General features: G+C 42.6%; 20 protein-coding genes. 19 read left to right on the top strand and 1 reads right to left on the bottom strand.

Features of this window, described 5'->3' with window-relative positions:
- Positions 1 to 844: 844 nt before the first annotated feature.
- The 17 genes from cas6 (at position 845) to uvrC (ending at position 19,975) form a co-directional block, all read left to right on the top strand.
- The gene (cas6, locus tag H540_RS0112265; RefSeq protein ID WP_028400913.1) at positions 845 to 1,585 is read left to right on the top strand and encodes a CRISPR-associated endoribonuclease Cas6; all 741 of its coding nucleotides are present in this window, start codon (positions 845 to 847) and stop codon (positions 1,583 to 1,585) included.
- An 888-nt stretch (positions 1,586 to 2,473) separates the two neighbouring features.
- Positions 2,474 to 2,821 carry an RRXRR domain-containing protein gene (locus tag H540_RS0112260; protein ID WP_028400912.1) on the top strand — a complete coding sequence of 116 codons (348 nt, stop codon included), beginning with the start codon at positions 2,474 to 2,476 and terminating at the stop codon, positions 2,819 to 2,821.
- A 169-nt stretch (positions 2,822 to 2,990) separates the two neighbouring features.
- The gene (locus H540_RS0112255; protein WP_028400911.1) at positions 2,991 to 4,676 is read left to right on the top strand and encodes an AMP-binding protein; all 1,686 of its coding nucleotides are present in this window, start codon (positions 2,991 to 2,993) and stop codon (positions 4,674 to 4,676) included.
- A 108-nt stretch (positions 4,677 to 4,784) separates the two neighbouring features.
- The gene (locus H540_RS0112250) at positions 4,785 to 5,372 is read left to right on the top strand and encodes a fatty acid metabolism transcriptional regulator FadR (protein ID WP_425388114.1); all 588 of its coding nucleotides are present in this window, start codon (positions 4,785 to 4,787) and stop codon (positions 5,370 to 5,372) included.
- A 15-nt stretch (positions 5,373 to 5,387) separates the two neighbouring features.
- On the top strand, positions 5,388 to 6,161 hold the full coding sequence (locus tag H540_RS0112245) for an enoyl-CoA hydratase (protein WP_028400909.1): 774 nt from the start codon (positions 5,388 to 5,390) through the stop codon (positions 6,159 to 6,161).
- Between the two features lie 79 nt (positions 6,162 to 6,240).
- Positions 6,241 to 7,014: an electron transfer flavoprotein subunit beta/FixA family protein gene (locus tag H540_RS0112240; protein ID WP_028400908.1), complete on the top strand. Its 774-nt coding sequence runs from the start codon at positions 6,241 to 6,243 to the stop codon at positions 7,012 to 7,014.
- A gap of 30 nt (positions 7,015 to 7,044) precedes the next feature.
- Positions 7,045 to 8,022: an electron transfer flavoprotein subunit alpha/FixB family protein gene (locus H540_RS0112235; RefSeq protein WP_028400907.1), complete on the top strand. Its 978-nt coding sequence runs from the start codon at positions 7,045 to 7,047 to the stop codon at positions 8,020 to 8,022.
- Between the two features lie 670 nt (positions 8,023 to 8,692).
- Positions 8,693 to 9,007 carry a thioredoxin gene (gene trxA, locus H540_RS0112230; RefSeq protein ID WP_028400906.1) on the top strand — a complete coding sequence of 105 codons (315 nt, stop codon included), beginning with the start codon at positions 8,693 to 8,695 and terminating at the stop codon, positions 9,005 to 9,007.
- A gap of 486 nt (positions 9,008 to 9,493) precedes the next feature.
- Positions 9,494 to 10,678 carry a hypothetical protein gene (locus H540_RS0112225; protein ID WP_028400905.1) on the top strand — a complete coding sequence of 395 codons (1,185 nt, stop codon included), beginning with the start codon at positions 9,494 to 9,496 and terminating at the stop codon, positions 10,676 to 10,678.
- A gap of 71 nt (positions 10,679 to 10,749) precedes the next feature.
- Positions 10,750 to 11,697 (top strand): SDR family NAD(P)-dependent oxidoreductase, encoded by a 948-nt coding sequence (locus tag H540_RS0112220; protein ID WP_028400904.1) that lies wholly within the window; start codon positions 10,750 to 10,752, stop codon positions 11,695 to 11,697.
- The gene (locus tag H540_RS0112215) at positions 11,681 to 12,598 is read left to right on the top strand and encodes a lysylphosphatidylglycerol synthase transmembrane domain-containing protein (RefSeq protein ID WP_081415114.1); all 918 of its coding nucleotides are present in this window, start codon (positions 11,681 to 11,683) and stop codon (positions 12,596 to 12,598) included. Before H540_RS0112220 ends, H540_RS0112215 begins: the two co-directional genes overlap by 17 nt.
- Entirely contained in the window at positions 12,586 to 14,058 is a 1,473-nt protein-coding gene (locus tag H540_RS0112210) for an alkaline phosphatase family protein (protein ID WP_028400902.1), read from the top strand. Before H540_RS0112215 ends, H540_RS0112210 begins: the two co-directional genes overlap by 13 nt.
- The gene (locus H540_RS0112205) at positions 14,055 to 14,807 is read left to right on the top strand and encodes a glycosyltransferase family 2 protein (protein ID WP_028400901.1); all 753 of its coding nucleotides are present in this window, start codon (positions 14,055 to 14,057) and stop codon (positions 14,805 to 14,807) included. Before H540_RS0112210 ends, H540_RS0112205 begins: the two co-directional genes overlap by 4 nt.
- 64 nt (positions 14,808 to 14,871) lie before the next feature.
- Positions 14,872 to 15,621: a hypothetical protein gene (locus H540_RS0112200; RefSeq protein WP_028400900.1), complete on the top strand. Its 750-nt coding sequence runs from the start codon at positions 14,872 to 14,874 to the stop codon at positions 15,619 to 15,621.
- A 62-nt stretch (positions 15,622 to 15,683) separates the two neighbouring features.
- The gene (locus tag H540_RS0112195; protein ID WP_028400899.1) at positions 15,684 to 16,595 is read left to right on the top strand and encodes an FTR1 family iron permease; all 912 of its coding nucleotides are present in this window, start codon (positions 15,684 to 15,686) and stop codon (positions 16,593 to 16,595) included.
- 154 nt (positions 16,596 to 16,749) lie between these two features.
- Positions 16,750 to 18,177: a hypothetical protein gene (locus H540_RS0112190; protein ID WP_028400898.1), complete on the top strand. Its 1,428-nt coding sequence runs from the start codon at positions 16,750 to 16,752 to the stop codon at positions 18,175 to 18,177.
- 16 nt (positions 18,178 to 18,193) lie between these two features.
- Complete coding sequence (uvrC, locus tag H540_RS0112185) at positions 18,194 to 19,975, top strand: excinuclease ABC subunit UvrC (RefSeq protein WP_028400897.1); 1,782 nt, start codon at positions 18,194 to 18,196, stop codon at positions 19,973 to 19,975.
- A 106-nt stretch (positions 19,976 to 20,081) separates the two neighbouring features.
- Here uvrC and H540_RS0112180 read toward each other — a convergent pair whose 3' ends face one another.
- Entirely contained in the window at positions 20,082 to 20,510 is a 429-nt protein-coding gene (locus H540_RS0112180) for a YslB family protein (protein ID WP_034670905.1), read from the bottom strand.
- A gap of 340 nt (positions 20,511 to 20,850) precedes the next feature.
- Here H540_RS0112180 and H540_RS0112175 point away from each other — a divergent pair, with 340 nt between their 5' ends.
- A complete protein-coding gene (locus H540_RS0112175) occupies positions 20,851 to 21,477 on the top strand; it encodes a succinate dehydrogenase cytochrome b558 subunit (RefSeq protein WP_028400895.1) in 627 nt (208 codons plus the stop codon).
- A 13-nt stretch (positions 21,478 to 21,490) separates the two neighbouring features.
- On the top strand, positions 21,491 to 21,921 hold a 431-nt coding region (locus tag H540_RS29580; protein WP_034670899.1), incomplete at its 3' end, for an FAD-binding protein.

Raw genomic sequence — 21,921 nt, 5'->3', positions numbered from 1 at the left:
AGTAAATTTGTCGCCGGTCCGCACAGCGGACCGGCGATATTTGTTTAAAACTATAAGAAATTATAAAATTCTGCGCCTTGGCTGCACATAGCACATGGACATGTCGAAATTATCATTCACTCCTATATAAAAGGTGAATATAATACAATTGGTTCTTTATATATTTACAATATTGAATATGTCTGTTATCATAAACTAATATAATAACCTAGTTTAGAAGGGGGTGTACCATCGATAGAAGCTGATTTGCGCGATTTCATTCAATTGGAATCCGAAGTGCGTCCATTGGCGCTATTGCGGAATACACAATTAATGTTACAAGATTAATGGAGTTTACATACAGAACGAAGCGCATGCATTACTTAGAAAATCAGGCTCTTCTCGTTCGTAATAAAGAAATCATGCTGCAATATTTTTTATATAAGTGAATAAAAAAACCGTCTTTTTATAGTGGGGAGAGATCATCCGGCGAGGTGCAGAAGCGGTCAAACCTTTGTAGTGGTTCATGCAAGGGTAAACCAGAGAGAAAAAGCATACAATGTTCCCTTTTGGTTGCACAGAGCACATGGACATGCCGAAATTATCATTCACTCATATATAGAAGAGCGAAATTTAGGAGAAGTACAATCCTGCTTATTCGAGGAGAATAGGAAAACAGTTCATGCTCGGCTTGCTATCGTATGGATAGAAGCGGAGAAAACATCATGTTTTTGCAAGCCTTCTATTGCTAAAAACAACATCATATTGTTCTTTTTAAAGAACTGAAAATTCAAATTACGGCCCTCCGCCATGAAGACTTCACATGCGGAATTTATCATGCAGAGTCCAAAAGGGGATTATCATTATGAGATTATCTGTTACATTCAGACCGATCAACAGAACGCTGCAATTGCCGTTAAATTATCAATATGTACTGCAGGGCTTTTTATACCGCTCTTTAACGGAAGTACACTTTGCGAACTTTCTTCATGAGGTCGGATTTCAAAAAGGAAATCGGACATTTAAACTATTTACGTTCAGCCGACTGTCCGGACCGCACCGCATCTTAATCAAACAAAAGAAAATTGAATTTGGCGAAACGATTACATGGCATGTGAGCAGTGTGCTGGAAACGCTCATTCAGCAGCTGGCGGAATACCTTATGTTTTCAGAAACGATTCAGCTTCACGGCCAGCTGCTGACAGTAGATAAGGTGGAATTTCAAAGAACAAAGCTGGATAAGAAAACGTACAGGATTGAAATGCTTTCTCCTGTGACGATATATAGTACATATGAAAAGGAAGAACGCAAGAAAACACATTACTTCCAGCCTATGGACCCGGTTTTTCCTCTCCTCATCGAGTCAAATTTCGAAAATAAATATGAAGCATACCATGGGATGAGACCGAAGCACAAATTCAGCATTCGCCCTATTCAAGTACTGGACAAATATAAAGTTGTCACAACATTTAAAGGTCATATTATTACAGGATGGCTTGGGAAGTTTGAAATTGAATCCTCACCAGAGCAATTGGCATTTGCTCATGATACAGGAATTGGAGGGAGGAACTCACAAGGTTTTGGGATGTTTGAGGTTATAGAATGATAAACGGCATCGATTTACAGTGATTAACAATCACGAGAAAATCGATGCCGCTTTTATTCAATAATTTGATAGTTCATTCTCAGGACACTGAATCATTACCACGCTTGAATTAATATTTAACTTCCGATAACGAATCTTATCTTATGTCAACTGCAATAAGATTTATATAAGTCCAATTTAAAAATACGACATAAGAAACGAGCATGATGGTGCAGCCGCATTCCTGGATGAAAAAAAACTATTTTTTGCGGGAGAGGCTAGATCGCCGCGTGCAGAAGCGGTCAGACCCTTCAAGATGTCCTTCTTGGGCAATAGATGGTACGGTTGCACCTTAATATCCAGCACGTCAATGGATATCATAAACGCTTGAAAAAGTGGATGGATAGATTTCAAGGTGCTGCAACAAAGTATAGCATCTTTAAAAAATCAAGAACATGTTTTTGTGTTGATCCTTTATTTTAATAAAAAATTCTCCTCGTCCGCAAAGAAATTCTCGTTTTACTCCTTAAATAGTAAGAATATTATGATAATATGTGGTGTTTCATGGTATAATTGGAGCGAAAAAATGAGGTAGGCACAAGGAGCTATGAACAGTTGATTTTATTTCGTATAAAATCGTAAAAAACTATATAAAACCGTGACCTTTGGGCTTGTATAGTCTGTTCCTTGCTTTCAAGCCCCAGTGAGTGTAGAAGCAGGAAACTGTTTTAGCACGATGAACTACGTTGGCGAGTCAGGTCAAGACACACCGTCGATGCTTCGCTAGTCTGCCGCTCTGTGAGTTTCACTTTACGACCGTTCTCTAGGTCATGAGAACGAACACGGTGAAACATGTCCTCTCGTTGACATGGGCAAAGCGAACCATCCCCGAAAGGAGTTTGGTCAGAGATGACTGCTTATTGTTTTGTGGTAGACAAAAATGGGGAGAAATTGACGCCGACAAAGGAAGCAAAAGGATGGTATCTCATCCGTAAGAATCGTGCCATTCTTCGATCCAAGTTTCCTATGGTCATCCAACTTCTCAAGGTGATTCCAAAGGAACAAATAGACACAACCCCGATTGTATTAGGAATTGATGATGGTTCGAAACAGGCAGGGATTGCTTTGGTTCAAAAATGCCAAACCAAAAACAAACCTCTATGTAAAGGAACAATCGAACAACGAAATGATGAAACGGAGAAACATATGACGCATATATCACAGCTCTCTATCCGGAGAAAAGGCAATGTAATATGACCACGACAGATGGTAAAATCCTAAAGCGTTATGGATTGAAACCTGTAACGTTAATCTGGAGGTTTCAAAACATATATTGGTTCTAAAAAATAAAATGAGAGAGGAGGACTGGTTGATTTGAGATGGTTTTATATATTTTTATACATTTCAAATTGACTAGGGAACATATATGGAGAAACCATGGCTTGCCAGTTATCCAAAGGAAATTCCGCATACGATTTCCTATGATATAAAACCGCTGCACCATTATTTACAGGAGACTGCATCTCGTTACCCATTTAAGAAAGCTCTTCACTTTTTAGGCAAGGATATTACGTTTCGAGAAGTGCATACGATGGCCAAGAAGTTCGCGGCTTATTTGCAGTCACTCGGTATACAAAAAGGCGATCGTGTAGCTGTTATGCTGCCGAACTGTCCGCAAGGAGTCATCGGTTACTACGGTGCTTTAATAGCAGGGGCCATTGTCGTGCAGACGAATCCTCTTTATACGGAGCGTGAATTGGAGTATCAGCTGAAAGACTCAGAAGCAAAAGCCATATTATGCCTCGATTTATTATATCCAAAGGTAACAAGCGTAAAGAACGCAACATCTTTAGAACATATCATCCTTACAAGCATCTCAGACTTTTTGCCTTTCCCGAAAAATCTTCTCTATCCATTCGTTCAAAAAAAACAAAACAATATAGTAGTAAAAGTAACAGAAACAAAAGAGCTTCATTTATGGAAAACTGCCATGAACGCAGGTGCAGAACCGCATGAAATACCTTGTGATCATGATGAGGATTTGGCGCTGCTGCAATACACAGGGGGAACGACCGGTTTCCCAAAAGGTGTTATGCTGACGCATAAAAATCTTGTCTCTAATACAGTGATGGGCATTTATTGGCTGTACAATTGTGTTCCTGGTGAGGAAGTTGTACTGGGTGCCTTACCATTTTTCCATGTATACGGCATGACAGCTGTTATGAATATTTCTATTATGCAAGCATATAAAATGGTGCTTATTCCGAAATTTGATGTAGAAGGTATGCTGAAGGCAATTAAGAAGCATAGCGTTACGCTCTTTCCTGGAGCGCCTACCATGTATATCGCGCTTTTGAATCATCCGAAGCTGCATGAATATGATTTGTCTTCCGTTCGCGCCTGTATTAGCGGATCGGCACCGCTTCCGGTTGAAGTACAGGAGCGATTTGAAGAGGTGACGGGAGGAAAGCTTGTAGAAGGCTACGGTCTGACAGAAGCATCCCCTATCACGCACAGCAATTTCTTATGGGCAAAGAGAGTATCCGGAAGCATTGGCGTGCCTTGGCCGGATACAAAAGCACAGGTTTTGTCGCTTGAAACAGGAGAAGCGCTTCCGCCGCGTGAAATAGGAGAAATCGCAGTGAAAGGACCGCAAATTATGAAGGGGTATTGGAAAAAGCCGGAGGAGACAGATGCGGTGCTTCGTGACGGGTGGCTGTATACCGGCGATGTTGGCTATATGGATGAAGACGGTTTCTTTTATATTGTAGACCGCAAGAAAGATATGATTGTAGCAAGCGGTTTTAATATTTATCCGCGCGAGGTAGAAGAGGTATTATATGAATATGAAAAAGTAAAAGAAGTTGTCGTGGCAGGAATACCAGATCCTTATCGTGGGGAAACTGTAAAAGCCTACATTGTATTGAAAGAGGGCGCTGCATGTACGGCAGAAGAAATCGATCAATATGCCCGCAAATATTTAGCTGCATATAAAGCACCGAAGCTATATGAATTCCGCCAAGAACTTCCAAAAACGATGGTTGGAAAGATTTTGCGAAGAGCGCTTGTCGAAGAAGAGGTCCAAAAAAACAGTGATGAAAAATTGGGCTGAAGAGAGCCCTTTCTTTTTTGTGGATATCTTGTTGACAATATTTTAAATTGTCAGTATTATGGGGTTATGAATGATGATTCATTCATCTTTTTGAAGGGGACATTGAAAGTGAAAAAACATAAACCAAAATACAATCAGATTATTGATGCGGCGGTAATTATCATCGCCGAAAATGGATATCATCAGGCGCAGGTTTCCAAAATTGCGAGGCAAGCAGGCGTTGCGGACGGTACCATTTATTTATACTTCAAAAATAAGGAAGATATTCTAATATCCCTTTTTCAGGAGAAGATGGGGGATTTTGTCGAGAGAATTCGACTAAAAACGGCAGGAATTGAAAGCGCTGTAGAGAAATTATTAGTGTTGGTTGAAACGCATTTCATGTGGCTTTCCGAGGATCGTCATCTTGCGATTGTAACGCAATTAGAGCTTCGTCAGTCCAACAAAGCGCTTCGTTTTAAAATCAACGAAGTACTTAAGGCGTACTTGCGAATTATAGATGAAGTTTTGCAAGCGGGGGTTGAACAGAAAGAATTCCGAAGCGATCTAAATATCCGCGTGGCACGTCAAATGGTATTTGGGGCAATTGATGAAGTCGTAACCAACTGGGTGATGAGCGATCATAAGTATGATTTGGTAGAACTGTCAAAGACAGTTCACGAGCTATTAGTAGGGGCTTGGGAATATAGCGAATAAAGGGGAGGATTATGAATGAATTTCCTATCAGTAACAGTCGAGGAACAGGTAGCGGTTGTGAAGATTAACCACCAGCCGGCAAATGCGATGTCTTCTCAAGTGATTAAGGAAATTGCCAAGGTTCTTGACCAAGTAGAGAAGGACGACAGCGTACGCGTTGTGCTTGTGCATGGCGAAGGACGCTTCTTCTCTGCGGGGGCGGATATTCGTGAATTTACTGCCATTGAAAATGCAAAGCAGGCTGCCGAGCTGGCGCAGCAAGGACAAATCGTATTTGAGCGCGTAGAAAAGTTTTCGAAGCCGGTTATCGCAGCCATTCACGGTGCGGCATTAGGCGGGGGACTTGAGTTCGCGATGTCATGCCATATGCGAATTGTCGGGGAGAATGCCAAAATTGGCTTGCCTGAATTAAATCTTGGCCTCATTCCTGGCTTTGCCGGAACACAGCGTCTGCCGCGTTATGTAGGCAAAGCGAAGGCGTTGGAAATGATGCTTACAGGAGATCCGATTATAGGCACTGAAGCTGTTAAGTGGGGACTTGCAAATCATGCTTATCCAGAAGAAAGCCTTTTCGAAGAAGCGCTGAAGCTGGCGAAGAAAATGGCTTCTAAGAGCCCGGCTTCAGCCCGCGCCGTGCTGGAGCTTCTACAAACATCAAAAACATCCGAATACTATGAGGGTGTACAGCGCGAAGCGCAGTTGTTTGGAGAAGTATTCATAACGGAAGACGGCAGAGAAGGTGTGGCTGCCTTTTTAGAGAAGCGCAAGCCCGTGTTTAGCGGCAAGTAATTCCCTAATATTTTTTTAAGTTTAAAAGACTGAAAAATCAAAATCGAGTTAATGTTTCTGAACTTTAGGAGGGAATACAATGAACATCTACGTACTAATGAAAAGAACATTCGACACAGAAGAAAAAATTGTGATCAAAAATGGAGCAATTTATGACGGTGAAGCTGAATTCATTATCAACCCTTACGATGAATATGCAATTGAAGAAGCAATTCAAGTAAGAGACGCTAACGGCGGTGAAGTGACAGTCATTACAGTAGGCGGCGGGGATGCTGAAAAAGAGCTTCGCACTGCACTTGCGATGGGCTGCGATAAAGCTGTTTTGCTTAATGTAGAAGATGATGTGGAAAACGGCGACCAATATACAACTGCTAAAATTTTGGCAGAGTACTTAAAAGATAAGGATGCTGACTTGATTCTAGGCGGCAATGTGGCAATTGACGGCGGTTCCGGTCAAGTAGGTCCCCGCGTTGCCGAAGCGCTTGGCATTCCTTACGTAACAACAATTACAAAGCTTGCAATCAATGGCAAAAATGTAACGGTTGAGCGCGACGTAGAAGGTGACACAGAAATCATCGAAACTACATTGCCTCTTTTAGTAACAGCGCAGCAAGGCTTAAATGAGCCGCGCTATCCGTCTTTACCTGGTATTATGAAGGCGAAGAAGAAGCCTCTTGATGAAGTGGAGCTTGACGATCTTGATTTAGAAGAAGATGACGTAGAAGCGAAGACGAAAACAATCGAAATTTATCTTCCTCCTAAGAAGGACGCAGGCAAAGTGCTGCAAGGCGAGCTTCAGGACCAAGTGAAAGAGCTTGTTTCATTATTGCATACGGAAGCGAAAGTAATCTAATTCAAACAGCAGAAATCGGAGGGGAAACAGATGGCTCGTAAAGTATTAGTAATGGGTGAAGTGCGTGACGGTTCTTTAAGAAACGTATCTTTTGAAGCGATAGCAGCAGCAAAAACAATTTCAGAAGGCGGCGAGGTAGTAGGTCTTCTTATTGGTGAAACGGTTTCTTCTTTAGCAAATGATTTAATTGCTTACGGCGCAGACCGCGTTGTAACAGTAGAAGACGCTAAATTAAAATCTTATACATCTGACGGCTATGCACAAGCTGTTTTGGCAGCGGTAGACGCTGAACAGCCGGAAGGTATCGTGTTCGGTCATACAGTTCTTGGAAAAGACCTTTCTCCAAAGCTTGCGGCTAAGCTTGATGCAGGACTTGTTTCTGACGTGACAGCTTTAGAAATAGCAGGCGGAAACGCAGTGTTCACTCGTCCGATCTACTCCGGAAAAGCGTTTGAGAAGAAAATTGTGACGGACGGCATCATCTTTGCGACAATCCGTCCAAACAACATTCCGCCGTTAGAGCAAGACACATCCCGTACAGGAGAAGTAACATCCTTAGCGGTTAATATTAAAGACTTGCGCACAATCATTAAAGACGTAGTACGCAAGGCTGCAGAAGGCGTAGACCTTTCTGAAGCGAAAGTGATTATCGCAGGCGGACGCGGCGTGAAGAGCGCAGAAGGCTTCAAGCCGCTGCAAGAGCTTGCGAATGTCCTTGGCGCGGCAGTAGGTGCATCCCGCGGTGCATGTGACGCTGAGTATTGCGATTACTCCTTGCAAATCGGGCAAACCGGTAAGGTTGTAACGCCAGACCTTTACATTGCGTGCGGTATCTCCGGCGCAATCCAGCACTTGGCAGGTATGTCCAACTCTAAGGTAATCGTTGCAATTAACAAAGACCCAGAAGCTAACATCTTCAAAGTAGCTGACTACGGCATTGTAGGCGACTTATTTGAAGTAGTGCCTCTTTTAACTGAAGAATTTAAGAAGCTGAAGGTACATTCTTGATCTAAAGAGCAAGTGAAGTTTCTGTAGGTTCCCCCTAAACATATAAGAAAGCGAGAAGTCTCCTGCTTCTCGCTTTCGTCTCGTATAAGAAGCACTCAATTTGGTACAATACATAAGGTGAAACTTCATTCGTGGAACGCTTTACTCCACGAATGTTAGTTGAGCCAACCGGGTTGCTAGCGTCCGTTGTGCATCTTGAAGATACATCCCAGTTACGGACGGTTAAAACGCGGTAAGGTGAAACTTCATTCGTGGAACGCTTTACTCCACGAATGTTAGTTGAGCCAACCGGGTTGCTAGCGTCCGTTGTGCATCTTGAAGATACATCCCAGTTACGGACGGTTAAAACGCGGTAAGGTGAAACTTCATTCGTGGAACGCTTTACTCCACGAATGTTAGTTGAGCCAACCGGGTTGCTAGCGTCCGTTGTGCATCTTGAAGATACATCCCAGTTACGGACGGTTAAAACGCGGTAAGGTGAAACTTCATTCGTGGAACGCTTTACTCCACGAATGTTAGTTGAACCAACCGGGTTGCTAGCGTCTGTTTAGGTTGTGATTTTACGGCTTTGCTTCGGACGATTAGAACATGATGACAGTACATAATATTCGCCACAGCCGGGAGAGAGTGTTATACTCTTCGTAGATTTACATTATAAGGAGGAAGAAAAATGGCTATTGTAAACGCAACTGACCAAACATTTACTGCTGAAACAGAAAGCGGTGTTGTATTAGTAGATTTCTGGGCGCCTTGGTGCGGACCTTGCAAAATGATTGCTCCGGTTTTAGAAGAGTTGGAGACAGAAATGGGCGGCAAAGTAAAGGTTGTTAAAGTGGATGTAGATGAGAACCAAGAAACAGCTGCTAAATTCGAAGTAATGAGCATCCCGTCCTTATTCGTAATGAAAGACGGCCAAGTGGTAGATAAAACATTAGGCTTCCAGCCAAAAGAAGCTTTAGCTGAGCTAGTATCCAAGCATTTCTAATAAATGGTCCGGTGTATAAACACCGGGCTATTTATTTTGCGCTCTTTTTAAAAAAGGAGCTGTCCCCCCTGCTTATAAAGTCAGAGAGAAACTTTGATGAAGTCTTCAAACTTATAGAGCATACGCTTTTTTTATAAAGTAAGAAAGTATAAAATTCCGAGTCAATGCTCTCTATTTCTTTTTTCTGGTTGCGATTGTTCGCAGTATATCAAACCTATATGCTGAGTAAAAGGACACAGGGGAGAGCATCTGGAAGGCTCTGACCGTTACTATACTCGGCAGGCGCACTATGCCCATCTAAAAAGGATCGGGCGGTTTTTGCTCGGTTTTTCTTACTGCCTCGTACTTGTATATCCATTCCTTGCGTTTCTGCAAAATATTACAATGTTTTCGAAAATTTCATTGACACTGATAATCGTTCTCTTTTATAATGAAAGTAATTAAAATGAAAATCATTATCATTTGGGGTTCGGGAGGAAACGAGACATGTCAGTGAAATGGAAAGTATTATCCGCAGCAGCAATTGCATCGCTTCTATTTGCAGGTTGTGCAAAAGAAGAGGCTTCAAAGAACACAGAGACTAAGAAAACTTCACAAACAGAAGCGAAAGATAAAACAGAAAAGAAAGAAGCAGAACTGGCACCATCAGAGGTCGTCCAAGCTTATAAGGACGGAGTTGCAGAGCTTGACAAAGCAAAGCAAGGACAGCCGGTAGACTTTGATAAAGTAACGACATTATATAAAGAAAAATTACAAGCACTTGTGCAAGGCCGTGATGGCGAATTCACCGAACAAATTGACCAGACAATCGTCGCAGCACTAGAAGCGGGCAAAAATAAGCAAATGGAGCCGATGGTTGTAAGGCAGCTTTTCGATAAATTAATGCAAAAAGAATTCTTCCAAACAATGCGTCATGACTTCACTGAAGCTGATAAAAACTGGGATAAGAAGGGTGCAGCGCAAAAAGAATACGAAGAAGCAATGAGTTTTTATAAAGCCCTTGAAACTACAGTTGAAAAGCGTGATACTGCAAACGGCACAAAAATGAAGGATACGATTGCTTCCGGCTTCAGTGAAATGAAAGCTGCGATTGAAAAAGGAGATAAGCTTTCCTTCGCTCTCGGCAAACAAGTAGTGGACAAAACATTGATGAAAACTTTCTACCTTGCAACAGGGGATATTCCAAACGGCTATGCAGCAAAAGTAGCAGAAGCCGCTAAGAAAGATGAAAAAGAAGCAAAAGTAGAACAAGCTGAAGGATGGGCATTCTATCAAGCAGTATATCCTTACGTGAAAAAGCATGCGAGCGAAGAAGCTGATTTGATCTTAAAACAATTCGACTTGCAAACAGATGCGAAAACATTGGATGCACAAGCAGTAAACAAAGCATTCGTGCGCGGTCTTGCAAAAGTAGCGCTTGACGAATATAAGGAGAGCAAAGAAAACTTCGGTCAAGATAAAGGTGTCATCACAGGCCTTGAGGGCGCATTGTTTATCAACGTGATCGAAAAAGATTTAAAAGCGTTGCTTGGCGATCAATCGGTAACGAACTTAACTGCAACTGCACAAGCATATATTGATGCAGCGAAAGCAAAAGATAAAGCGAAAGCAGATAAAGCGATGGCAGAGCTTGAAACAACATTGAATAAAGTCGTGCAAACAGCGAAATAACAAAAAGAAGCAAACCTTGTTTTGGACAAGGTTTCTTCTTTTTGTTACCGTTATTGCGGAGGGATTTATATATGAAAATCATGATTACAGGAGGAGCCGGCTTCATCGGGAGCCATTTGGCTCTTCGGCTTTTGCAAGAAGGGCAGCAAGTTGTGCTCCTGGATAGCTTTCATCCTTATTACTCAAAAGCGCGTAAGCACAATCAATTAGAACGTGTTCTAAAGAGGGATGATGTATTATTTTATGAATGTGATATCTTAGACAAAGAAAAACTGGAAGCAATTATGCTTAAAGAGAAAGCGGATGCAGTTGTCCATCTCGCGGGTTTACCGGGCGTCCAATTATCGCTTATTGACCCGGCTTCTTATCTTGATATTAATGTAAAAGGGACGGGTAACGTACTTGCCTGTGCCGGGGAAGCAGGAGTCAAGCATATTGTGTTTGGTTCATCATCATCTGTATACGGAGAACAAGCTGGTGTGCCGCTTCAGGAGCATATGGCAAACGGAAAAGTATTGTCTCCTTATGCCGCTTCCAAGTTCGGGGCTGAATCGCTATGCTATGCGTATCAGTATATGTACGGGTTTCAATTGAATATCTTGCGTTTCTTTACGGTGTACGGTCCATGGGGGCGTCCTGATATGGCAATTGGAGGCTTTTTGCGCAAGCTGCAAAACGGAGAAGAAATCACGATATACGGTACAGGAACCGGGCGTGACTATACGTATATCGATGATATTGTACAAGGCATTTGGCTTACGCTGCAGTCGCGTGATAGCGATGTATATAATCTTGGCTCAAGCTCTCCTGTTTTAATGAAGGAGCTGCTGCAGGAGCTTCAGCAGCATTTTCCGGATATGCGCATCACATATGAAGCAAGCCGCAAGGGAGATGTTACATCTACGTGGGCTGATATTTCAAAAGCAAAAGAAAAGCTTGGCTATGAGCCGAATGTATCGTTTCAAGAGGGGTTAAGACGAACAGTGATGTGGGCGAAAGAGTATGCGCATCTTCTTTAAAGCTATTGGGGTTTTGCTGCTGCTTACTTTCATTGTTCTCTCGGTACAAACGTTTGAGGCTGCGTCGCTCTTGCATGAGCTTCGTTTTTTCATCGGTAAGCCGCATATATTTATTATGCTTGTCATCATGTATGGATTTGCTTTCATTTTGCGTGCTTACGCATGGCGGCTTTATCTTGGAAACCGCATTACTGTAAGAGAAGGGTTGTACGGTTTGTTGTACAGCTTACTTGTAAATCATATCTCACCTGTTAAGGCTGGGGATGCGGTAAGGGTTGCAGTTGTTACGAAAAAGGAGCGTATTTCTTTTGCTGAAGCGGCACAATCGGTTGTTGTGCTGCGCGTGCTCGATTTCGTCGTGCTGGGGAGCTTTGGTGCAGTAGGATTGTTTCTGATGTTTGGCAAATTTGCATTAAACGCTGCCTTTATTGTTTCAGCGATTATTATGGCGGCTGCCGGCCTGCTTTTACTAAACCGCATCGCACCGAAATTTCTGAAGGCACAGATTTCTCAGCTCCGAGCCGCTGTTTGGGGATGGAGAGGCATCTTTATTTTGCTGCTGACAGCAGGAAGTTGGGTGCTGGAGGCATTTGTGGTATTCGGAGTCGCACGTACCATTCCATTTTTACAGGCATTATGGGTGAACAGCGTGACGATAGCCGGACAAGTTTTTCAATTTACGCCAGGGGGAGTCGGCACATATGAAACTGTCATGACGTTTGCGCTGAAGGCACTCGGAATGTCGACTGCGAAGGCTTATGAGTGTGCGCTTTTAAGCCACGGTTTTAAATTTCTTTTCTCTTACGCAGCGGGAGCTATTGTGCTGCTTGTGTATCCAATACAACTTACATCATTTCTGCGCCAGAAACGGAAAGGGGAAACATTCGGGTGGAAGAAGTAAAAAAAGCATCAAAATTTGAAAAAACAGCAGCGCGCTGCTGGAATTTATTGAATGAAGGAAAGCCGTTTACTCCGATTTTCGTTACGGGTACTTTTCTGTTGTTTTTTATAGGACGAATAGGAGACGGAGCGTTTTGGCCTGCATTTCTTGGCAGCTTTCTGCTTATCCTGCCTTTGTTCGTTTTGTATTATTTATATGATTTTCCTTTGTTTTTACGCAATTATTTATGGCTTCCTTTTATCGCCTATTTAATGCTGTTCAAAATATTTAATTTGCCTCTGCTGCTGTTTGCGATCGGTCTCTATTTCTTTTTTACGGTCTTCTTTTGGGGAACGTTTTACTATCATTTGCGCATCGGTACGTCATGGCTGAACTTTACGCGTTTTTGGAAGCTTGTGTTAAAGAACAGCGATTCAACAAGCGGCAACGCGCAGGAACAGCTTCCGAAGTTTTTGCTGCTGCTTTCGGTTTGGTACTATTATTTTCAAGAATTTTTACAAGGCCATGCTTTTGCTGATGTGGATTGGGCACAATTGCTTGTGTTTTATGCGGGGGTTGCATTGTATGCGTTTATCCTGCATCGCAATTTATTCGATTGGAAGCCGAAAGCTGTGTCTACGTATACGAATAACGCAGAAGTTCCAACAGAACCGCTTAACGATAAGATTGTTGTTATTGTCATTGACGGTATGCGCAAGGATCGCTTTGAAGCGGCGCACACTCCTTATTTGGACTCTCTACGCAAAAATGGTACGGAATTTACAAATATGGAAACGGTGTATCCGGCAAGAACGGTTGTCTGTTTTTCTTCTATGTTTACAGGAACGTATTCGTTTGAGCATGGCATCAAATCCAATATGGTATGGAGTCTTGGCGTGAAGACAGAGAGCATTTTTGATTCGCTCCGCAAGGTCGGAAAAAAAGGAAAAATGCTTGCAGTCGCACATCTTGTGGACGCGTTCGGCAAAGATGTGGAAACATATACAGCTGTTATGAAGAATGATATCGTAGATTCGCAAATCATGAAGAAGGCGAAGCAAATCATGGACGAACAGAATCCGGATTTATTCATTGTGCAGCTCATCTCGACAGACCAAACCGGCCATAGCCGCGGTGTATTGTATGATGAGTATCTTCAAAAAATATATGAAGCAGATCAGCATGTAAAGGACTTCATTGCACATTTAGAACGAACAGGAAAAGCGGAAAATACAACCTTTATTATTTGCGCTGACCATGGCCAAGCGGACGGCATTGGCGGTCATGGGCACTTAGATGAAGGGGAACGCATTGTACCATTTTTCATGTACGGACCGAAAATCAAACAAGGTGTTCGCGTAGAAAAGCGTCATAGTTTGGTTTCTGTTGCACCAACCCTTGCTTACTTGCTCGGGGCGCCATATCCATCGCACAGCCGCGGGCCCGTTTTACTTGAAGGAATTGAGGAGAGTAAGAAATGAAACAGCATGTAATCGTTTTTTTGCCTGCTCATAATGAGGAGGAATCCATTGGTGAAGTGATTCGCCATGTGCCGCGTCACTTTCATCCCGATGTACTAGTCGAGGTGCTCGTTATTGATGATGGTTCTAGAGACCGAACTGTGCAGGTTTCCAAAGAATCCGGGGCAGATTATATCGTTTCTTTCCCGCAAAACCGCGGTCTCGGAGCTGCGGTTCGTGCGGGTTTGCAGGAAAGCTATCGTCTAGGCGCTGATATTGGTGTCATGATCGATGCCGATAACGAGTATCCGGCAGAAGAAATTCCGAACATTCTGCAGCCTCTTTTTAGAGGAGAAGCCGACTATGTGATGGGATCGCGTTTCTTAGGAACGATCCGCGGCATGAAGCTGCATCGCAGGCTTGGCAACTATTGTTTCACTTTTCTACAATCACTGTTGCTGCGTAAATGGATTTACGACGGTCAATCCGGCATGCGTGCCTTTTCTAGACAAGCGATGGAGCATGCTGAAATCATTCATGATTACAACTATGCACAGGTTGTTACGCTCAATCTGGTGCGAAAAGGATTTCGAGTGCTGGAAGTGCCGATTACGTATAAAGTGAGAGCGACAGGGCAATCATTTATCAAATTTGGAAAGTATATGACGTCCGTTCTTCCGGGGATTTGGAAGGAAATGAGACGCCCGGTTAGAAAGGTAAAAATTGATCAATCTGCACATATTCTTGGTCAAGATAAGAAATGTTCCTGAAGGACATTTCTTATCTTGACAATAATAATGATAATTATTATCATTTTCAATAGGAGGAGATTTGATGAAGAAAAAAATTGCAACATTTATTGTAACTATTTTCGCACTATTCTCAATACATAATACTGCTTTTGCTTATTCATATGGAAATCCAAATGAAGAAAAAATAGCACAGGTCTATAAGGATATGGTTGTAAAGCTGGATGAAAATCCGCCAAACTATAAGGCGGCGAAGGACATCTATAAAACGGTGCAAGAAGAAATTGACATGCATATGGGGGCAGAGCCTTCCAAGGTTATTTACAAAGATTTTGACAAAGAGCAAAAAGACCAAATCATTGAGGATATGGAAAGTATACTTGCATTGAATATAAACAGACGTTTATCAAACGTAGACGAAAAATTCTCTGAGTATGATACAAGCAAGCGTCTGCTAGCTAAAGCGTTTGCTACGTATGAAGCACTGTCGCCAAAAATAGCAGCTAAAAATAAGGAGCTGGATACGCAGCTGCGTGATGAATTCAATAAAGCACTCGAATCTCTCGGAAATCCAGGGCTGTTCGGAGTGGGACAAAAGCAGGCAAATAAAGAAGAATTTAAGAAAAGCAAAGATTTTATTTTAGATAAGTTAAAAACAGAATTTAACATTAAAGACTATAAAGTTGGACATTTCAACGCAAAGGAAGACACTTCCGCAGCTTCTCAGAAAACGGAATGGACAGATTTAAGCAACTTGAAAAACTGGCTGCCGATTGTTGTTATTGTCGTTGTACTGGCAGCGGTAGTGATTTATGCGATAAGAAAGCGTAGATAGCACCAGTAAGAGTCTGTATCCCTGCTGATGTTACAGCGGGATAAGAAGAGGGAGGAAAAACGATGCAGCTTCAGGCGTTTCTCATTGCGTTTCGCGAAGTACTCGAAGCATTGCTGATTGTCGGCATTATTACAACGTACCTGAAACGTACCGATAACAAAAAATTTGTCAAATATGTTTGGATAGGGGCCGGTCTTGCGGTAGTGGCCAGCTTCCTTGTCGCTCTTCTGTTTCAGGTCGTATTTACGGGATTTGCGGCAATGGGAAGCGAGACATATCTTAAGGTTTCTATCATTCTCATCTCATCCATGCTATTGACGCAAATGGTATTCTGGATGGCAGAGCACAGCAAGGACATGAAATCGAATGTTGAAGGAAAAATGAGTAAATACATAACTACTGGAAACGTCGTCGGTATGGTTATTCACTCTTTCCTTGTTGTTGTGCGTGAGGGGGTAGAAACGGTATTCTTCTTCGCAGCCATTACAGGAGGAAACATCGGTGCAGCGTTGCAAGGATGGGGATCGATCTCCGGTCTGCTTGTAGCAGCGGCGGTAAGTTACATGTTCTTCAAAGGAACGATGCGTGTTCCGCTAAAAACCTTTTTTAAAGTAACGGGAGCTTTTATCGTATTAGTCGCAGCAGGACTTCTTGTGCAAGGCATTTCCATACTGCAGGATATTAAGCTGCTCGGCAGCGTAGCGCCGCATGTATATGACATTACGTGGTTTTTGCCGGAGCATCCAATCGATTATGCCCACTATTTGCGTGACCATGGAACGGCACCGCTGCTGTCCGGTGATATTGGCATCTTCTTAAAAGCCTTTCTAGGCTACTCGGCCATGCCGTCCTTAGAAGAAGTGATGGCATATATCGGTTACTTTGTAGTCCTTTACATGCTGATTGTTTTTAAAAAGCAGCCTGCTGAGACAAAAAAACAAAAAGTGTTAAAAACAAATAAATCCGTAAGCTAAAAAGTACAAGGTGCGCCTTGTACTTTTTTCTGCGAAAAGAGAGTTTTGTCACGCATTAACGGGCAGTAAAATCCCCACTTCAAAACTTAGTGTATATGAAGTGGTGTAAGTGGGGGAAAGAACCCGAAGTTTCACTTTATGAGGAGAGAGAGCTATGAAGAAGCGAATTATCGCGTTTGGCGCTGTTTTATGTATGCTGTTGTCTGTATTGTTTCGTTTTATGTATCCAAGCCCGTTTGCGGCGACTTGGGACGATGTAGATTTTGCACTTGCACTTGATAAATATGATTTATCGGCAATGCAGCCGCATTTTCCCGGATACCCCTTTTTCATTTTAGGGGGAATGGTTGTTCATCTGTTTGTGGTAAATCCGGCCGAAGCATTAGCTATTTTTAACACATGTATGCTAGTATCCGCTGTGATACCGATGTACGCTTTGGCACGCCGGCGAATGGAATGGAATGCTGCGCTTCTTGCAACAGCCGTTTTGCAAACAGGAAGCTATCTTTCTATTCTAGCAGCGCAGCCGATGTCAGAAGGTATGGCAATTGCCGTTTTATGGTGGTACCTTTGGAGCTTGGAAACAGCGTTTCGCAAAGAGTGCCTTCGTTATCAAATACTGCCTCTTATGTTCTTTGCCCTGTTAATGGGTGTACGTCTTTCATATGCTCCGTTCGGTTTTGGGCTGCTCCTGCTTTGGCTGCATGACTGGAAGAGACAGAAAGTTCGCGTCCTTCCTTTAATTGGCCTTGCTGCGCTTCTTCAATGCATATGGGCAGGCGCGCTTGTTTGGAACGTAGGCAGTGTGGATGGTTTATTAAAGCTGGCATTCGGGTTTATAGGCGGCCATTTTACAGAATGGGGCGGAGCGGTAACAGAAACGAGCGAGCCTGTTTGGTCGCGTTTATATCGCCTTGTTTTCGAGAACATTATTTGGACAGGCCTTTTTGCGCATTCCATCGCACTAGCAGGTGTTTTTCTTTTCTTGTTTGCCGTATTTGTTTTACAATGGAAGAACGTACGTTTTGCAATGCGTCAAGATAGACTGTTTCTTATTTTGACAGCCGTATATTTCCTATGGAATTTATTTGCGCAAAATATTGATAAGCCGCGACACTCTTATCCAATTGTGCTGCTTTTATTATTTATGGTTATCTCCATTATGCTGCAGCGTAAACAACTGATGCTGCCGCTGTTCTTGTTTGCAAGTGCACAAACAGGAATCGGTGCGCTGCTTATTCAGGAACAGGCGGCCGTTCCGCCGGCTACATATCAGCTTGCCGGCTATATTGCTGAACAAAGCAGCGAAGCAATCGTCTATACGTGGGAGGAAACGCGAGTGATGGAATATTTGCGTGTTCCATATGAGCATAAGAGATTCTATCAGTATGCCTATTTTTTACAAGACAAAAAATATCATCCAAATGATACAATATACGTTACGAATCACCTGCTTGCCGGCTTTCGCGGTCAAGGCGTGAAAATGGATGGGCACTTGGAGAAGGTGAAAGTGTTTCGGTCCAATCCGTTGTTTGATCCAGTTTACAGTGAGATTGTTTTATATAGATGGATAGAAAAGTGAGAGGAGGAATGAGAGAATGCATGAACATTTGCGCGAAAAACTAGCTATTTTACCCGATCAGCCGGGCTGTTATTTGATGAAGGATAAGCAAGGAACTGTGATTTATGTGGGCAAGGCAAAGGTATTGAAAAATCGCGTTCGTTCGTATTTTACAGGTACTCATGACGGGAAAACATATCGTCTTGTAAATGAGATTGTGGATTTCGAGTATATTGTTACATCCTCAGACTTAGAAGCGCTTATCTTAGAGATGAACCTGATTAAGAAGTATGACCCAAAGTACAATATTATGCTGAAGGACGATAAGGGCTATCCATTCATTAAAGTGACCGGAGAACAGCACCCGCGTCTTATCATTACGAGAAATGTAAGGAAGGATAAAGGAAAATATTTCGGACCGTATCCGAACGCGCAGGCTGCGAACGAAACGAAGAAGCTGCTCGATCGCATGTATCCGCTTCGCAAATGCACGAACCTGCCTGATAAAGTATGTTTATATTACCATATGGGTCAATGTCTCGCACCGTGCGTAAAACATATTACAGATGAACAAAATAAGGAGATTGTCGATCAAATTGCCCGCTTCTTGAACGGCGGTCATAAAGATATTCGTGCAGAGCTCGAAAAGAAAATGTACGATGCGGCCGAAAAGCTTGAATTTGAACGAGCGAAGGAGCTTCGGGATCAAATCGCTCATATAGATGCGCTAATGGAAAAACAAAAGATGATTATGGCAGATTTAGTAGACCGAGATGTATTCGGCTATGCGGTGGATAAAGGCTGGATGTGCGTCCAGGTATTCTTCGTTCGGCAAGGAAAGCTCATTGAGCGCGATGTTTCCATGTTCCCGACTTATAATGAACCGGAAGAAGAATTTTTAACCTTCATCGGACAGTTTTATGCGCAAGAAAATAACTTCAAACCAAAGGAAATTGTACTGCCAAACAGCATCAATCAAGAGATTGTGGAGAAGTTTTTGGAGGTTGAAATTACACAGCCAAAGCGCGGAAAGAAGAAAGAGCTGGTAGACCTTGCGTCCAAAAATGCATCTATTGCATTGCATGAAAAGTTCCATCTTATTGAACGCGATGAAGAGCGTACGATTAAAGCTGTTGAAAATCTCGGCATAAAAGCGGGGATCCCGACGCCGCATCGCATCGAAGCCTTCGATAATTCCAACATTCAAGGGACAAATCCGGTTTCTGCAATGATTGTATTTATTGATGGGAAACCGGAGAAGAAGGAATACCGAAAATATAAAATTAAAACGGTTCAGGGACCGGATGATTATGAGTCTATGCGTGAAGTTGTGCGCCGCCGCTATTCCCGTGTATTGAAGGAAGGTTTGCCTTTGCCGGATTTAATTGTGATTGACGGCGGAAAAGGCCATCTCGCCGCTGCTGGAGATGTTTTAGAAAATGAGCTAGGCTTATCTATACCGCTTGCCGGTCTTGTAAAAGATGATAAGCACCGCACATCCCACCTTATTATCGGTGATCCGCCGGAACCTATTGATTTAGGGCGAAGCAGTCAGGAATTTTATTTGCTGCAGCGCATTCAAGATGAAGTACACCGCTTTGCCATTACGTTTCACCGGCAGCTTCATGGAAAGTCTGCTATCCAGTCCATCCTTGATGATATTCCTGGGATTGGCGAGAAGAGGAAGAAAATGCTGCTGAAGCACTTTGGATCAGTGAAGAAGCTAAAAGAAGCTTCCGTAGAAGAAATGATAGAAGCAGGGCTTCCGCGAAACGTGGCCGAGATCATGCAGGAGCGTTTTCAACAAAAGCCGTTGTAAGGCGCAATGCCTTTTGCTATTATTTTTATAATTATTCAAAAATATGTACAGCGATTTTGAGCTAAAGGTGGAAAACGGCCAAGCTGTAAAAGCTTGGCCGCGGACATTAGTCTTCCAGTATGTCTTTTGGGTCCCATTGCACAATAAACAGCACTTTATCTGAGCGTTTCTTTTGCTCTTCATATGTTTCTGCGATTACATTGCGCTGCTGCTGTATTTGCTCGGCAAGAAATCCGGCTTCAAGCTGGTATGTAGTATCCCGTTTGCTGCGGTAGCGTTCAGAAATCAGGGGGCCTGTAAGCTGAAGATGCATCTCGCGGCGTTTTTGCTCCACAATAGTCAATGTGCCCCAGCACGCTTGTTCAAAGAAGCGAATCACATCATCGAATGTTTCAAGCGGATATTTACGGGCCAAATTTTTTCCCGCCCAATATAATATACGGTTCAGCTCCTTGCCCATTAAATCCGGGATAAGCTGTTCACGAAGAAGTTCGTACGCAAAAGTATTCATTGGTATATCTTGTAATTGCTCCATTGGAATTTGATTAGTCAATGCATTTCCCCTCTTTCTATTCTGAAATTATTATATAACATTTCAGTTAAAGAAACACAGCTATTTGTTGGGAATGTTGCAAAAGTGTTACAATAATAAGACAAATACAAATATATTTTTTGAATTTTATGTCGAAATTCTGTATACGTTTTCTTGACGCTTTTATGGCATAGGAGTAAAATGGACTTGTCATAAATTATGCTTAAATATTTCGAATAAATTTTTCGCTTTTCAGTATAACAATAGGAATAAAAATTTACTATTGTTATAAACTAAATAATTTATGATTTTGAGCTAAACATTCAAGGGGGGTAATGGGGAGATGAAAGGCCGTGAGTTTGCATTCCGCAAATGGCACTCTTTGCTAGGAGTAATTCCTGTAGGTGTCTTTTTGTTGGAGCACTTAGTAGTAAACAACTTTGCAACAGGAGGAGCAGAATCGTTCAACAAAGCTGCTCACTTTATGGAATTGTTGCCATTTAGAATGTTTTTGGAAACCTTTGTGATATTTTTACCATTGTTGTACCATGCAGTATATGGACTTTATATCGCTTTTACTGCTAAAAACAACGTAACTTCTTACACTTACTTCCGCAACTGGATGTTCATGTTGCAGCGAGTAACAGGCGTGATTACTCTTATTTACATTTCTTGGCACGTATGGGAAACTCGCATTCAAGCAGCTCTTGGACAAAAAGTGGACTACGAAATGATGCATAACATCTTGGATAATCCGGCAATGTTTGCATTCTATGCGATAGGTGTTGTTTCTACCGTGTTCCACTTTTCAAATGGATTATGGTCTTTCTGCATCAGTTGGGGCATTACAGTGACACCTCGTTCGCAGCGCATCGCTACGTATGTTACAATGGTAATTTTTCTTGCGCTTGCAGTGATGGGGGTTAGCACATTGTTTGCATTCGTAAATCCACAGTTAGCAAATATGTAAGGAGTGGGAGAGCATGAAAGGGAAACTTATTGTAGTCGGCGGCGGCTTAGCCGGCTTAATGGCAACGATTAAGGCAGCGGAAGCAGGCGTCAAAGTTGACTTGTTTTCGTTAGTACCAGTAAAACGTTCTCACTCGGTTTGTGCGCAAGGCGGTATTAACGGCGCCGTTAACACAAAGGGTGAGGGTGATTCCCCATGGGAACACTTTGATGATACCGTTTACGGCGGCGATTTCTTAGCGGATCAGCCTCCGGTTAAAGCGATGACAGAAGCTGCTCCTGGCGTTATTCACTTGATGGACCGCATGGGCGTTATGTTCAACCGTACACCGGAAGGACTTTTGGACTTCCGTCGTTTCGGCGGAACGAAGCATCATAGAACAGCATTCGCAGGTGCAACAACAGGACAGCAATTACTATATGCATTAGATGAGCAAGTACGCCG

Origin of the sequence: Ectobacillus panaciterrae DSM 19096, assembly GCF_000430785.1 — a bacterium.
Classification (GTDB): domain Bacteria; phylum Bacillota; class Bacilli; order Bacillales; family Bacillaceae_G; genus Ectobacillus; species Ectobacillus panaciterrae.
This window is presented reverse-complemented; position numbering and strand designations above follow the sequence as displayed.